Here is a 14,701-nt window from a genome sequence, read left to right as displayed (position 1 = left end):
CACCCGCCCCCTCCACCCCAGCCGCCGCCGGCAGCCGGAGCCACCCGCTGGGGGTGACCCTGCGGGAGGACGGGCGGGGCGCGGACGTGGCGGTCTTCGCCGGCCACGCCGACGCCGTGGAGGTCTGCGTGGTCGCGGCCGACGGGTCCGAGACCCGCACCCGGCTGCCCGACGTCGAGCACGGCGTGTGGCACGGCCACGTCCCCGCGCTGGTGGCCGGGTCCCGCTACGGCCTGCGCGTGCACGGGCGGTGGGACCCCGAGCGCGGGCTGCGGCACAACTCGGCCAAGCTGCTGCTGGACCCCTACGCCCGCGGGATCGAGGGTGAGGTGGCGCTGGCCCCGGAGATCTTCGGTCACACCGTCGACGGGTCGCTGCGCGGGGACCTGGCCGTGGCCGACCCCCGCGACAGCGCTCCGCACGTGCCGCGCGGGGTCGTCCTGGGCGAGCTGGCCCCGGAGCTGCGGGTCACCCCCGGCGAACGGCCCCGCGTGGCGTGGGCGGACACGGTCGTCTACGAGGCGCACGTGCGCGGCCTGACGAAGCGGCACCCGGACGTGCCGGAGGACCTGCGCGGGACGTACGCGGCGCTGGCGCACCCGGCCGTCGTGGAGCACCTGCACTCCCTGGGCGTGACCACCCTGGAGCTGCTGCCGGTGCACGCCAGCACCTCCGAGATCGCGCTGCGCCGGCGCGGGCTGGTGAACCACTGGGGCTACAACACCCTGGCGTTCAACGCCCCCCACCCCGGGTACGCGACGGCCGCCGCCCGGGCCGCCGGGCCGGAGGCCGTCCGGGACGAGTTCCGCCGCGCCGTGCGGGACCTGCACGCGGCGGGCATCGAGGTGCTGCTGGACGTCGTCTACAACCACTCGTGCGAGGAGGGCCCGGACGGGCCCCACCTGTCGCTGCGCGGGCTGGACGACGCCACGTACTACCTGCGGGACGCGGGGGGCCGCCCGTTCGACGTCACCGGCTGCGGGAACTCCCTGGACTTCACCGAGCGCCGCGTCGTGCAGTTCGCGCTGGACTCGCTGCGGTACTGGGTGGGCGAGTACGGCGTCGACGGGTTCCGGTTCGACCTCATGACGACCCTGGCCCGCGGCCGCGAGGGGTTCTCCCCCGACCACCCGTTCCTCGTCGCACTGGGCACCGACCCGGTGCTGGCCGGCACCAAGCTCGTCGCCGAACCCTGGGACGTCGGTCCCTTCGGCTGGCGCACGGGCCAGTTCCCCGCGCCGCTGCACGAGTGGAACGACCGCTACCGCGACGGGGTGCGGCGGTTCTGGCTCACCGACGCCCGCGAGATCTCCCTGGGGCACTCCGCCCCCGCGGCGGCCGGGCGCGGGCTGCGCGAACTGGCGACGCGGTTCGCCGGTTCGGCCGACACCTTCGACGTGCAGCGCGGGCGGCTGACGAGCGTGAACTTCGTGACCGCCCACGACGGGTTCACCCTGGCCGACCTGGTGGCCCACGACCACAAGCACAACGAGGCCAACGGCGAGGGCAACCGCGACGGCAGCGACTCCGACACGAGCTGGAACCACGGGGTCGAGGGCGAGACGGCCGATGCGGCCGTGCTGGAGGGGCGCCGGCGCAGCGTCCGGAACCTGTTCGCCACGCTCGTGCTGTCCACCGGGGTGCCCATGCTCACCGCCGGCGACGAGTTCGGTCGCAGTCAGGGCGGGAACAACAACGCCTACTGCCAGGACAACGAGGTCAGCTGGGTCGACTGGGACCTGGCGCCGTGGCAGTCCGACCTGCTCGCCGACGTCCGCGACCTGCTGGCGCTGCGCCGGCGCTACCCCGTGCTGCGCGAGGCCGGGGTGCGCCGCGGTTCGCCCGTGCGCGAGCAGCGCCAGGACCTGCTGTGGTTCACCGAGGACGGCCGGGCGATGACGGTCGAGGACTGGCACCAGGCGGACCGGCGCGTCCTGCAGGTGCTCCTGGACGGCCGCGACCGCGGTGAGCACTCCGTCCTCGTCGTGCTCAACGGCGGCCCGCGGCAGCTGGACGTGACGACGCCGGTCGTGGAGGGCGTGACCACCTTCGAGCCTCGGTGGTCCTCCACCTCCGACCGGCGCCGCCGCGCGGTCCGGGCGGGGCAGGCGCTGCGGGTGGCGCCGTGGTCGGTGCGGGTGCTCGCCACGCCGTGAGCGGGCGGCCCTCGTGACCGTCGTCCTGGTCCCCGGGATCGGGTGCGCGCCGTGGCAGTTCCGGGAGATCGTGCCGGGGCTGGCCCCCGAACCGGTGCTGGGCCTGGACCTGCCCGGGCACGGGTCGGCTCCGGCAGTGGCGCCGGTGACGCTGGAGGCGGTCGCGGACCGGCTCGCCGAGCAGGTCCCCCCCGGGTCGCTGCTCGTGGGGCACAGCACGGGCGGGGTCGCCGGGCTCGTGGCGGCCGTGCGGCACCCGGAGCTGCTGAGCGGGCTCGTCCTGCTCGACGCGAACCTCCCGGTCACGCCGGAGGCGTTGTCCCGCAAGACCTCCCGCGCCGAGGCGGTGCTGGGCCCGATGTGGCGCCGGACGCTGGAGACGTCGATGCGCTCCTCGTGGGGGACGCGGGAACCCGCGCTGGGCGAGGAGGTCGTCGCCGGGATCCTCGCCACCGACCCCGACGCGGTGCGCCCGCTGTGGCACGCCGTGCTGGCCCTGGACCCGCGCCCGCTGCTGGCCGCGCTGAGGGTGCCGACGCTCTACCTGCGCTCCAGCCGGGACGTCGACCCGGCCGCGCTGGCCGCGCTGAACCCGCGCATCGAGGCGGTCGACCTGGGACCGGCCGGTGCGGGCCACTGGCCGCACCTGACCGCTCCCGGGGCCGTCCTGGCCGCGCTGGGCCGGTTCAGGCGTTGACCACCAGGCCGAGCTCGGCCGCGGTGGCCAGGCCCTCGTGGCGGGGCAGGATCCGCACGGTGTAGCCGAACGGGCCGGTCTGGCGCAGCGTGAACTCCCCCTCGAACCGGTGCCGGCCCTCACCGAGGGACTCCGCCGGGTCCAGCCGCACCGTCCCGGACGGGCGCAGCTCGTCGGACTCACTGACGCGCCCGTGCACGACCTGCACCTCCACGTCCTGCGCGGACAGGTCCCCCAGGCAGACGAAGGCGCGCACGTGCACGACGTCGCCGACCTGGGCGAAGTCGCCCACCCCGGAGGACTCGACGTGGTCCACGCGCACCCCCGGCCAGGCGGCCCGCACCGAGGCCTTCCAGCGCGCCAGGTCCTTCGCCCCGGCGGCCGAGGAGGCCAGCGCCGCCCGGCCCGCCCGCGCGGCCGGGACGTAGAGCTGCTGGACGTAGTCGGTGACCATCCGGCTGGCGAGGACCTTCGGACCCAGGGAGGCCAGGGTGTGCCGCACCATCTCCAGCCAGCGGGCGGGCAGGCCCCGCTCGTCGCGGTCGTAGAAGCGGGCCGCGACGGAGTTCTCCACCAGGTCGTACAGGGCGGCGGCCTCGAGGTCGTCGCGGTGGTCGGGGTCCTCGACCCCGTCGGCGGTGGGGATGGCCCACCCGTTGCCGCCGTCGAACCACTCGTCCCACCAGCCGTCGAGGATGGACAGGTTCAGGCCGCCGTTGAGCGCGGCCTTCATCCCCGACGTCCCGCACGCCTCGAAGGGGCGCAGCGGGTTGTTCAGCCAGACGTCGCAGCCGGGGTACAGCGACAGCGCCATCGTGATGTCGTAGTTGGGAAGGAACACGATGCGGTGGCGCACCGCGGGGTCGTCGGCGAAGCGGACCATCTGCTGGATGAGGCGCTTGCCCGTCTCGTCGGCCGGGTGCGACTTGCCCGCGATGACGAGCTGGACGGGCCGCTGCGGGTGCAGCAGCAGCGACGTCAGGCGTTCGGGGTCGCGCAGCATGAGCGTGAGGCGCTTGTACGTCGGGACCCGGCGGGCGAACCCGATGGTCAGCACGTCGGGGTCGAGGACGTCCTTGGTCCAGGCCAGTTCGGCCTCCGAGGCCCCGCGCTGCAGCCACGACAGCTTCAGCCGGCGCCGGGCGTCCTCGACCAGCCGGCCGCGCAGGACGCGGCGGGTGCGCCAGATCTCCTCGTCGGGGACCTGCCCGACCTTCTCGAACCCCAGCCCCTCGCGCGGCAGTTCGGGACCGATGTACTGCTTGCCCATCGCGAACACCTCGGGGGCGACCCACGTCGGCGCGTGCACCCCGTTGGTGATCGAGGAGATGGGGACCTCCGGGGCGTCGAAACCGGGCCACAGGCCCTCGAACATGCCCCGGCTGACGGCCCCGTGCAGCTGGGAGACGCCGTTGGCGCGCTGGGCCAGGCGCAACCCCATGACGGCCATGTTGAACACGTTCGGGTCCCCGCCGGGGTGGTCCTCGGCCCCGAGGGCGAGGATCCGTTCCAGCGGCACCCCCGGCAGCGCGTCCTCACCGAGGTACAGGGCGATCTGGTCGCGGCCGAAGCGGTCGATGCCGGCCGGGACGGGCGTGTGCGTCGTGAACACCGTCGCGGCGCGGACGGCCTCCAGGGCCTCCTCGACCGTGAGGCCGTCCGCGACCTGCTCGCGGATGCGTTCCACCGACAGGAACCCCGCGTGCCCCTCGTTGGTGTGGTACACCTCCGGGTCTGGGGCCCCGGTCAGCCGCGACCACAGCCGCAGGGCGCGGACCCCGCCGATCCCGCACAGCAGTTCCTGCTGCAGCCGGTGCTCCCCGCCGCCGCCGTAGAGCCGGTCGGTGACCGAGCGGGCGGCCTCGTCGTTCTCCTCCACGTCGGAGTCCAGCAGCAGCAACGGGACCCGCCCGACCTGCGCCTTCCAGACCTGCGCGTGCAGGCGCCGTCCCCCGGGCAGGTCGATCGACACCTTCGCCGGGCTGCCGTCGTCCTCGCGCACCAGCGCCAGCGGCAGCCCGTCGGGGTCCAGGACGGGGTAGGTCTCCTGCTGCCAGCCGTCGCGCGAGAGGGACTGCTTGAAGTAGCCCGTCGCGTAGAACAGGCCCACGCCCACCACGGGCACGGCCAGGTCGCTGGCGGACTTCAGGTGGTCCCCGGCGAGGATGCCGAGCCCGCCGGAGTACTGCGGCAGCGCCCCGGTGATCCCGAACTCCATGGAGAAGTAGGCGATGGAGGCGGGGGCGTCCGGCCCGAGACCGGCGTACCAGCCCGGGCGCGACAGGTAGGCCCGCAGGTCGGCGGCGGCGGTGTGGACGCGCTCGACGAACGGCCCGTCCTGGGCGAGCTCGGCGAGCCGGTCGGTGCTCAGGGCCCCCAGCAGGGCCCCGGGTTCGCGGTGGACCGCCGCCCACGCCGCGGGGTCCATGGACTCGAACAGGTCCCGGGTGGGCTTGTGCCAGGACCACCGCAGGTTGCCCGCGAGGTCACCGAGCGGTGCCAGGGGCGCCGGGAGCACGGTGCGGACGGTGAAGCGCCTGATTGCTCTCACGGCGCCGACCCTAGACCGGTGATCACGCGGGCGCGACGGGTTCGCCCGCTCCGGTCGCCCCTTCCCCGCGACGGGCGCGCCGCCTCTCGGTAGGTTCGCCCCGTGACGATCGACCAGGACCGTGACCAGCAGCGCGACCAGGACGAGCTGACCGTGCGCAGGAGCCCCGCGACGGGGTCCCCGGCGGACGCCCGGGGCCCCGTGGTGGGCCGCATCCCCGTGCTCGACGTCCAGCCCGTCGTCGACGGCGGCCGCTGGCCCACGCAGGCGGTGCCCGGGGAGCTGATCCCCGTGAGCGCGACCGTCTTCCGCGAGGGTCACGACGCCGTCGCGGCGACCGCGGTCCTCGTCCGGCCCGACGGGACCGAGGGCCCCTCGGTGCGCATGACGTGCGTGAACCCGGGCCGGGACGCCTACGTCGCCACCCTGTCCCCCGACGCCGAGGGGCTGTGGGGGCTGCGCGTGGAGGGCTGGTCGGACCCCTACGGCACGTGGGACCACGACGCCACGATCAAGGTCGAGGCCGGGGTCGACGTCGCGCTCATGCTGGAGGAGGGGGCCCGGCTGCTGGAGCGCGCGGCCGCGCAGGAGGGGCGCCCGGAGCAGGACGCCGCCGTCCTGCACGAGGCCGCGACCGGGCTGCGCGACACCTCCCGGGGTGACCGCGAACGCCTCGACGCCGGGCGCACCGAGCAGGTCCGCGCCGTCCTGGACCGGCTGCCGGTGCGCGAGCTGCTCAGCCCGTCGGCGACCTACCCCGTGCGGGTGGAGCGCACGCTGGCCGCGTTCAGCGCCTGGTACGAGTTCTTCCCGCGCTCCGAGGGCGCCCGGCTCGACGAGGAGACCGGCCGCTGGACGTCGGGCACCTTCCGCACCGCGGCCGAGCGGCTGCCGGCGATCAAGGAGATGGGCTTCGACATCGCCTACCTCACCCCGATCCACCCGATCGGCCGAGTCAACCGCAAGGGGCCGAACAACACCCTCACCGCCGGGCCGCTGGACCCGGGCTCGCCGTACGCGATCGGGGCCGCCGAGGGCGGGCACGACGCGCTGCACCCGGACCTGGGGACGTTCGAGGACTTCGACGTCTTCGTGGGCCGGGCCAGGGAGCTCGGCCTCGAGGTCGCCATGGACATCGCGCTGCAGTGCGCGCCGGACCACCCGTGGGTCACCGAGCACCCCGAGTGGTTCACCACCCGCGCCGACGGGTCCATCGCCTTCGCCGAGAACCCGCCGAAGAAGTACCAGGACATCTACCCGCTGAACTTCGACAACGACCCCGCCGGCATCTACGCCGAGGTCAAGCGCATGGTGCTGCTGTGGGTCGAGCACGGCGTGACGCTGTTCCGCGTCGACAACCCGCACACCAAGCCGGTGGAGTTCTGGGAGTGGCTCATCGCGGAGGTCAACGCCGAGCACCCCGAGGTGGTCTGGCTGGCCGAGGCGTTCACCAAGCCGGCCATGATGCACACGCTGGCCAAGGTGGGTTTCCAGCAGTCCTACTCCTACTTCGCCTGGCGCAACCAGGCGTGGGAGCTGCGGGAGTACCTGGAGCAGCTGACCACCGAGTCGGCGCACTACATGATCCCGAGCTTCTGGCCGACGACGCACGACATCCTCACGCCCACCATGCAGTACGGCGGGCCGCCGGTGTTCAAGCTGCGGGCCGTGCTGGCCGCGCTGCTGTCGCCGTCGTGGGGGATCTACACCGGGTACGAGCTCATCGAGCACGCCGCCCGCCCGGGGGCCGAGGAGCAGCTGGACAACGAGAAGTACCAGTACCGCCCGCGCGACTTCGCCCAGGCCGAGCGCGAGGGCTGGTCGCTGGCGCCGTACTTGACCACGCTGAACCGGGTCCGTCGCCAGCACCCCGCGCTGCAGCAGTTGCGCGGCACCGTCTTCCACCCCACCGACGACGAGAACGTGCTGTGCTTCTCGCGCCGGCGCGTGGAGGCCGACGGCACCGAGGACCTGGTCCTGGTCGTCGTCAACCTCGACCCGCACGCGGCGCGGGAGACCACCGTCCACCTCGACATGGCTGCCCTGGGCCGGCAGTGGTGGGACCGGTTCACGGTGCGCGACGAGATCACCGGCGCGGAGTTCGAGTGGGGCGAGCACGACTACGTGCGGCTCGACCCGTACGTCGAACCGGCCCACGTGTTCCACGTCACCGGTTGAGCGCGGGTCCGGAGGTGGCGGGCCTGCACGAGGACCCCGAGTGGTACAAGACCGCGGTCTTCTACGAGGTGCTGGTCCGCGCCTTCGCGGACTCCAACGGGTCGGGCACGGGTGACTTCACCGGCCTGACCGCGAAGCTGGACTACCTGCAGTGGCTCGGGGTCGACTGCCTGTGGCTGCCGCCGTTCTACGCCTCGCCGCTGCGCGACGGCGGGTACGACATCTCCGACTACAACGCCGTGCTGCCCGAGTTCGGCACCCTGGCCGACTTCCAGCACCTCGTGGCCCAGGCCCACGAGCGCGGGATCCGCGTCGTGGTGGACCTGGTGATGAACCACACCAGCGACCAGCACCCGTGGTTCCAGGCCAGCCGCTCCGACCCCGAGGGCCCCTACGGCGACTTCTACGTCTGGAGCGAGACGGGCGAGGAGTACCCCGAGGCGCGCATCATCTTCGTCGACACCGAGACCTCGAACTGGACGTTCGACCCCGTGCGGCGCCAGTACTTCTGGCACCGCTTCTTCTCCCACCAGCCGGACCTGAACTTCGACAACCCCGACGTCGAGGAGGCGATGTTCGACACCGTCCGGTTCTGGATGGACATGGGCATCGACGGGTTCCGCCTGGACGCCGTGCCCTACCTCTACGTGGAGGAGGGGACGAACGGCGAGAACCTGCCCGCCACGCACGCCTACCTGCACCGCCTGCGGCGCATGGTCGACGAGGAGTACCCCGGCCGGGTCCTGCTGGCCGAGGCGAACCAGTGGCCCTTCGACGTCGTGGAGTACTTCGGCACCGAGGAGGAGCCGGAGTGCCACATGTGCTTCCACTTCCCCGTCATGCCGCGGCTGTACCACGCGCTGCGCGAGGGGCGGGCCACCCCCATCACCGACATCCTGTCGGCCACCCCGCGCATCCCGACCTCCAGCGGGCAGTGGGGCACGTTCCTGCGCAACCACGACGAGCTGACCCTGGAGATGGTCACCACCGAGGAACGCGCGTCGATGTACGGCTGGTACGCCCCGGACCCGCGGATGCGCGCCAACGTCGGGATCCGGCGCCGCCTGGCCCCGCTGCTGGACAACTCCCGCCCCGAGCTGCAGCTCATCCACGCGCTCGTCCTGTCGCTGCCGGGCAGCCCCTGCCTGTACTACGGCGACGAGATCGGGATGGGCGACAACATCTGGCTCGACGACCGCGACGCCGTGCGCACGCCGATGCAGTGGACCCCGGACCGCAACGCCGGGTTCTCCACCGCCGACCCCGGCAAGCTGTACCTGCCGACCGTGCAGTCGCTCGTGTACCACTACCAGTCGGTCAACGTGGAGGCCCAGCTCGCCACCGGTTCCTCGCTGCTGCACTGGGTCCGGGCCCTGCTGGCGGTGCGCCGCCGGCACCCGGCGTTCGGTCGCGGCGCCTACCTGCAGCTCACCTCCCGCGACGAGGAGGCACACTGCAGCAACGACGCCGTGCTGGCCTTCCTGCGCGTCCTCGAGAGGTCCGCCGGCGCCGAGGGTGAGACGGTGCTGTGCGTGAACAACCTCTCCGACCACCCCCAGGCCGCTTCCCTCCGCCTGCCCGGGCACGCCGGCGCGACCCTGCGCGACGTGTTCGGCGGGGCCCCGCTGGGCACGGTGGACGGCGACGGCACGTTCGAGGTGACCTGCGGGCCCCGCGGCTTCTACTGGCTCACCGTGGAGGGATCCTGATGGGTGTCCCCGTGAAGACCTCGCGCGCCTCCGACGAGGCCGTCGCCGACCTGCTGGCCTCCTGGGCCCCCGCCCAGCGCTGGTTCGCCCACAAGGGCGTGGCCGTGCACGTGCAGCGCATCGAGCGCACCCCGCTGGACGAGGGCGGGGTGGCCCAGCTCGTCGCCCTGACCGTGCGCACCGGGGAGGACTCCCCCGAGGGCCACGACGCCCCGCGCACCGTCTACTCGGTGCCGATCTCCGTGCGCCCCGCCCCCGACCCCGACCTGGCCGCCGCCCTCATCGGGGAACTGCCCGACGTCGACGGGTCCCCGGCGTGGGTCTACGACGGCCCGCACGACCCGACGTGGACGCGCGCGCTGCTGACCCTGGTGGCCGCCCAGGAGGGCGCCGGCTCGCGCACCTTCGGCGTCAACGGCCACAGCGCCGAGGGTGGGCTGCCGGTGCCGACCGCCGCCCGGACGAAGGTCCTGACCGGGGAGCAGTCGAACACCTCGATCGTCGTGTCCGCCGACGCGGGTGAGACCCCGCTCATCGCCAAGGTGTTCCGCGTCCTGTCCGCCGGGGACAACCCCGACGTCGTCGTGCAGACCGCGCTGGCCGACGCCGGGTGCGCGCGCGTGCCCCGCCCGGCGGGCTGGGTGGACGGGCGCTGGACCGGCCCGGACGGGTCGGCCGCGGCCGGGCACCTCGCGCACGTGACGGAGTTCCTCGCCGGGTCCCAGGACGCCTGGCGGGTCGCCACGGCCGCCGTCGGCGCGGGTGAGGACTTCACCGGGCAGGCCCGCGAGCTGGGCCGGGCGACCGCCGAGGTCCACGCGGTCCTGGCCGCCGAGCTGCCCACCGAACCGGCCACGCCCGAGCGCCTGGCCGCCGTCGCCGACGGGCTGCTCGAACGCGTCGCGTGGGCCTGCACCGCCGTCCCGCAGCTGCACGGGGTGGCCGCCGCCGCCCGCGAGCGCGTCGAGGCCGTCCGGCACGTGCAGGACGCACCGGCGCTGCAGCGCGTCCACGGCGACTACCACCTGGGCCAGGTGCTGCACTCCCGGGCCCGCGGCTGGGTGCTGCTGGACTTCGAGGGCGAGCCGCTGCGGCCGCTGGCCGAGCGCAGCGTCCCCGACCTCGCGCTGCGCGACGTGGCGGGCATGCTGCGCTCCTTCGACTACGCGGCCTCGACCGTGCCCGAGCCCGGCCCCTGGGGCCCGGACTGCCGCACGGCCTTCCTCGACGGCTACACCGCCGTCGCCGGCACCGACCCCCGCACCGGCGGCCGGGCCGTGCTGCTGGCCGCCCTGGAACTGGACAAGGCCCTCTACGAGGTGGTCTACGAAGCGCGCAACCGGCCCGACTGGCTGCGCATCCCCCTGGACGCCGTGCACCGGCTCCTGGGCTCCGACCCGTCCTGAGAGGCGACCCCACGATGATCACGGGAGACTGCAACGCATGACCGGTGAAGCCCCCACCCCTCGACCGATCGACGCCGACGACCTCGCGCGCGCCGCCGCCGGGGCGCACTGGTCGCCCCACTCGGTGCTCGGTGCGCACACCCACGACGGCGCCGTCACCTACCGCGTCCTGAAGCCCTTCGCCTCCTCGGTCACCGTGGTGTGCGAGGACGGCACCCGCGTCGGCCTCGTGCACGAGCACGACGGCGTCTGGGCCGGCGTGCAGCCCGACAGCACCGTGGGCGACTACCGCCTGGAGGTGACCTACGACGACGGCCAGGCCCACCGGGTCGACGACCCGTACCGCTTCCTGCCGACCGTCGGGGAGGTGGACCTGCACCTCATCGGCGAGGGCCGGCACGAGGAGCTGTGGAACGTCCTGGGGTCCCACGTCCAGCGCTGGAGCGGGCCGATGGGCCCGGTGGAGGGCACCTCCTTCTCCGTGTGGGCGCCCAACGCCCGGGCCGTGCGGGTGGTCGGTGACCACAACCACTGGGACGGGCGCACCGCGGGGATGCGTTCGCTGGGCTCCTCCGGCGTCTGGGAGCTGTTCCTGCCGGGTGTGGGCGCCGGGTCGCGCTACAAGTACGAGATCCTCGGCCCGGACGGGCACTGGCGGCAGAAGGCCGACCCGATGGCCCGCTACAGCGAGGTCCCCCCGGCCACGGCGTCCGTGGTCACCGAGTCGACCTACACCTGGGGCGACCAGGCGTGGATGGACGAGCGGACGGCCAAGAACGCCCAGGACGGCCCCGTCTCGATCTACGAGGTCCACCTGGGGTCCTGGCGGCAGGGCCTGTCCTACACCGAACTGGCCACCGAGCTGGTCGAGTACGTCCGCGACGCCGGGTTCACCCACGTGGAGTTCCTGCCCGTCATGGAGCACCCCTTCGGAGGGTCCTGGGGCTACCAGGTCACCGGGTACTTCGCCCCGACGTCCCGGTTCGGCACCCCCGACGAGCTGCGCCACCTCATCGACGCCCTCCACCAGGCCGGCATCGGCGTCATCATCGACTGGGTCCCCGGGCACTTCCCCAAGGACGAGTTCGCCCTGGCCCGCTTCGACGGCACCCCGCTGTACGAGCACCCCGACCCCCGTCGCGGCGAGCACATGGACTGGGGCACCTACATTCCCAACTTCGGGCGCAGCGAGGTGCGCAACTTCCTCGTCGCCTCCGGGCTGTACTGGCTGGAGGAGTTCCACGCCGACGGCCTGCGCGTCGACGCGGTGGCCTCGATGCTGTACCTGGACTACTCGCGCAACGAGGGCGAGTGGGAGCCGAACCAGTACGGCGGCCGGGAGAACCTGGAGGCGATGAGCTTCCTGCAGGAGGCCAACGCCACCTCCTACAAGCGTACCCCGGGCATCATGATGATCGCCGAGGAGTCCACGGCCTTCCCCGGCGTGACGGCCCCGACGAGCGGCGGCGGCCTCGGGTTCGGCCTGAAGTGGAACATGGGCTGGATGCACGACTCGCTGCAGTACGCCAGCCAGGACCCGATCAACCGGCAGTACCACCACGGCGAGCTGACGTTCAGCCTCGTCTACGCCTTCAGCGAGAACTTCTGCCTGCCCATCTCCCACGACGAGGTGGTGCACGGCAAGGGGTCGCTGCTGCGCAAGATGCCCGGGGACCGCTGGCAGCAGCTCGCCAACGTCCGTGCCTACCTGGCGTACATGTGGTCCCACCCGGGCAAGCAGCTGCTGTTCATGGGCTCGGAGTTCGGGCAGGAGGCGGAGTGGTCGGAGTCGCGCTCCCTGGACTGGTGGCTGCTGGACACCCCGTGGCACGCCGGGCTGCAGAAGCTGGTCTCGCGGATGAACGCCGTCTACAAGGACCACCCCGAGCTGTGGTCGGACGACTTCACGTCCCAGGGGTTCGGCTGGATCGACGGCGGTGACGCCCAGCGCAACCTGCTGTCCTTCGTCCGCTGGTCCACCGACGGCAAGCCGCTGGTGGCGGTCTGCAACTTCTCCGGCAGCCCGTACGAGGACTTCCGCGTCGGCCTGCCCCGGCCCGGTGCCTGGCGCGAGGTGCTGAACACCGACGCCGAGGAGTTCGCCGGGTCCGGGGTCGTCAACACCGGGACGCTGCAGGCCGACGACGTGGAGTGGAACGGTCAGCGGTTCTCCGCCGCGTTGCGGGTGCCGCCGCTGGGCGTCACCTGGCTCGTCCCCGCCTGAGGACGGCCGACGCCGAGCACGACGACGAGCACGACGACGGGGGCCGCGCGGTGGGTGCGGCCCCCGTCGTCGTGCGGTCGGGGTGGAGCAGAGGGTCAGACCAGACCGTTGGCCGACAGGAACTCCTGGGCCACGGCCGCGGACTGCTGCTTGTCGACCTGCACCTTGGCCAGGGCCTGGGTCAGGTTCTCGGTGGTGAGCTTGGCGGAGAAGGCGTTGAGGGCCTCGGTGACCGTGTCGCTGTTCTTCGAGGACCGGATGAGCGGCAGGATGTTCTCGGCCAGGAACAGGCTCTTCGGGTCCTCCAGGACGACGAAGCCGTTGACCTCGATCGCGGAATCCGTCGTGAACAGGTTCGCGACCTGGATCGACCCCTCCTTGAGGGCGTTGACCGTGAGCGGGCCGCCCGGGTCCAGCGGCCGGAACTCCGCGAACTCCACGCCGTAGAGCTCCTTGAGCCCCACCAGACCCTGGTAGCGCTCCTGGAACTCCGGGCTACCGCCGGCCACGAGTTCCCCGGCGACGGGGGCCAGGTCCGCGATCGACGTGAGGTTGTACTTCGACTGCGTCTCCGACGTCACCGTGAGGGAGTCCTTGTCCTGCGCGGAGGACTGCTCCAGCACCTCGGTGCCCTCGGGCAGCACGTCCTTGAGCGCGTCGAGCACCTGCTCGGGGGTGGAGACCCCCTCGGGGGCCCCGCCGGAGGACAGGGCGGTGAGCAGCGCGCCGTTGTACTCCGGCATCAGGTCGATGGAACCGTCCTGGAGCGCCTTGAGGTAGAGCTCGCGGGCCCCGATGTTGAACCGGCGCTGCACGGTGACGCCCCGGGCCTCCAGGACCTGGCTGTACATCTCGGCGAGCAGTTCGCTCTCGGGGAAGTTGGCCGACCCGACGATGACGGTCGAGGCGTCGGCCGACCCGCCGTCGGCGGGCGTGGCGTCGGTGGCCAGCGGGTCCTCACCACCGCCGCACGCGGCCAGCGACGCCGTGAGGGAGCCCACGAGGGCGAGGCCGAGCAGGTTCCTGCGGTTCATGACGTGCCTTTCGACGGGGCGAGTTCTCGTTCCGGGTGCGCCCCGGACTCTGCCACGGATCGCGGCCCCCGCGCGCGGGACAGCCCACGGCCGGTGAGCCCGGGAGAGACGACGTAGCGCTGCACGAGACCGAGCAGCAGGTCCAGCCCCACGGCCAGCACGGCGACCACGACGGCCCCGGCGACCATCCGGCCGTAGTCGTTGAGGGCCAGGCCGTCCACGAGCAGGCGCCCCAGCCCGGACAACCCGACGTAGGCCGCGACGGTGGCCGTCGCCACGACCTGCAGGACGGCGGCGCGCAACCCGCCGAACACCACCGGCAGGGCCATCGGCAGTTCCACCCGGAACAGGACCTGCGCCGGGCTCATGCCCATCCCCCGCGCGGCGTCGACCGCGCTCGGGTCCACCGAGCGCAGCCCGGCGTACGTGGAGGTGAGGATCGGGGGGACGACCAGGACGACGAGGGCGATGATGACCGGCAGGATGCCCCGGCCGCTGAGGTAGACCACGAGCAGGCTCAGCAGGCCCAGCGTGGGCAGCGAGCGCCCCACGTTCCCGGCGTTGATGGCCAGGAACGAACCCCTGCCGGTGTGCCCGATGAGCAGGCCGATCGGGAAGGCGACGAGGAACCCGACGAGGACCGACAGCGCGGTGTACCCCAGGTGGGCCAGCAGCAGGTGCGGGATCGACCCCGGGGCGGCCCAGTCCCAGTTCGCCCCGTCGAGCAGGTACGGCGTGCCGTCCAC

At 73.1% G+C, this 14,701-nt stretch carries 9 protein-coding genes; 6 read left to right on the top strand and 3 right to left on the bottom strand.

All coding sequences use genetic code 11. The features are described 5' to 3' along the window. Both glgX and AB2L27_RS16425 read left to right on the top strand, forming a co-directional pair. A partial coding sequence (gene glgX / locus AB2L27_RS16430) for a glycogen debranching protein GlgX (RefSeq protein WP_370442567.1) occupies positions 1 to 2,156 on the top strand: 2,156 nt, incomplete at its 5' end. A 13-nt stretch (positions 2,157 to 2,169) separates the two neighbouring features. Beyond that, positions 2,170 to 2,853, top strand: coding sequence for an alpha/beta fold hydrolase (locus tag AB2L27_RS16425; protein ID WP_370442566.1), 684 nt, complete (start codon positions 2,170 to 2,172; stop codon positions 2,851 to 2,853). Here the strand turns inward: AB2L27_RS16425 and glgP are convergent. Then, on the bottom strand, positions 2,843 to 5,404 hold the full coding sequence (gene glgP, locus AB2L27_RS16420; RefSeq protein ID WP_370442565.1) for an alpha-glucan family phosphorylase: 2,562 nt from the start codon (positions 5,402 to 5,404) through the stop codon (positions 2,843 to 2,845). The two genes, AB2L27_RS16425 and glgP, sit on opposite strands and share 11 nt — an antisense overlap. Before the next feature lie 153 nt (positions 5,405 to 5,557). Here glgP and AB2L27_RS16415 point away from each other — a divergent pair, with 153 nt between their 5' ends. Genes AB2L27_RS16415 through glgB form a run of 4 tightly spaced genes read left to right on the top strand, consistent with a single transcriptional unit; the run spans position 5,558 to position 12,921 of the window. Continuing rightward, on the top strand, positions 5,558 to 7,582 hold the full coding sequence (locus AB2L27_RS16415; RefSeq protein WP_370442572.1) for an alpha-1,4-glucan--maltose-1-phosphate maltosyltransferase: 2,025 nt from the start codon (positions 5,558 to 5,560) through the stop codon (positions 7,580 to 7,582). Further along, positions 7,579 to 9,291, top strand: a complete 1,713-nt coding sequence (gene treS, locus AB2L27_RS16410) for a maltose alpha-D-glucosyltransferase (protein WP_370442564.1) — start codon at positions 7,579 to 7,581, stop codon at positions 9,289 to 9,291. Before AB2L27_RS16415 ends, treS begins: the two co-directional genes overlap by 4 nt. A gap of 11 nt (positions 9,292 to 9,302) precedes the next feature. Further along, on the top strand, positions 9,303 to 10,697 hold the full coding sequence (locus tag AB2L27_RS16405) for a maltokinase N-terminal cap-like domain-containing protein (protein ID WP_370442563.1): 1,395 nt from the start codon (positions 9,303 to 9,305) through the stop codon (positions 10,695 to 10,697). 37 nt (positions 10,698 to 10,734) lie between these two features. Next, the gene (gene glgB / locus AB2L27_RS16400) at positions 10,735 to 12,921 is read left to right on the top strand and encodes a 1,4-alpha-glucan branching protein GlgB (RefSeq protein ID WP_370442562.1); all 2,187 of its coding nucleotides are present in this window, start codon (positions 10,735 to 10,737) and stop codon (positions 12,919 to 12,921) included. 95 nt (positions 12,922 to 13,016) lie between these two features. Here the strand turns inward: glgB and AB2L27_RS16395 are convergent, their stop codons facing one another. Further along, a complete protein-coding gene (locus AB2L27_RS16395; protein WP_370442561.1) occupies positions 13,017 to 13,955 on the bottom strand; it encodes an ABC transporter substrate-binding protein in 939 nt (312 codons plus the stop codon). Beyond that, the gene (locus AB2L27_RS16390; protein WP_370442560.1) at positions 13,952 to 14,701 is read right to left on the bottom strand and encodes an ABC transporter permease; all 750 of its coding nucleotides are present in this window, start codon (positions 14,699 to 14,701) and stop codon (positions 13,952 to 13,954) included. The genes AB2L27_RS16395 and AB2L27_RS16390 overlap by 4 nt, the downstream gene beginning before the upstream one ends.

The sequence above is a fragment of the Kineococcus halophytocola genome, assembly GCF_041276425.1.
Taxonomy (GTDB): Bacteria; Actinomycetota; Actinomycetes; order Actinomycetales; family Kineococcaceae; genus Kineococcus; species Kineococcus halophytocola.
This window is presented reverse-complemented; position numbering and strand designations above follow the sequence as displayed.

What these genes read in the sequence shown, in the direction of transcription:
- AB2L27_RS16395 (WP_370442561.1), bottom strand. Translation starts at nt 13,955, where the DNA reads ATGAACCGCAGGAACCTGCTCGGCCTCGCCCTCGTGGGCTCCCTCACG.
- glgB (WP_370442562.1), top strand. Translation starts at nt 10,735, where the DNA reads ATGACCGGTGAAGCCCCCACCCCTCGACCGATCGACGCCGACGACCTC.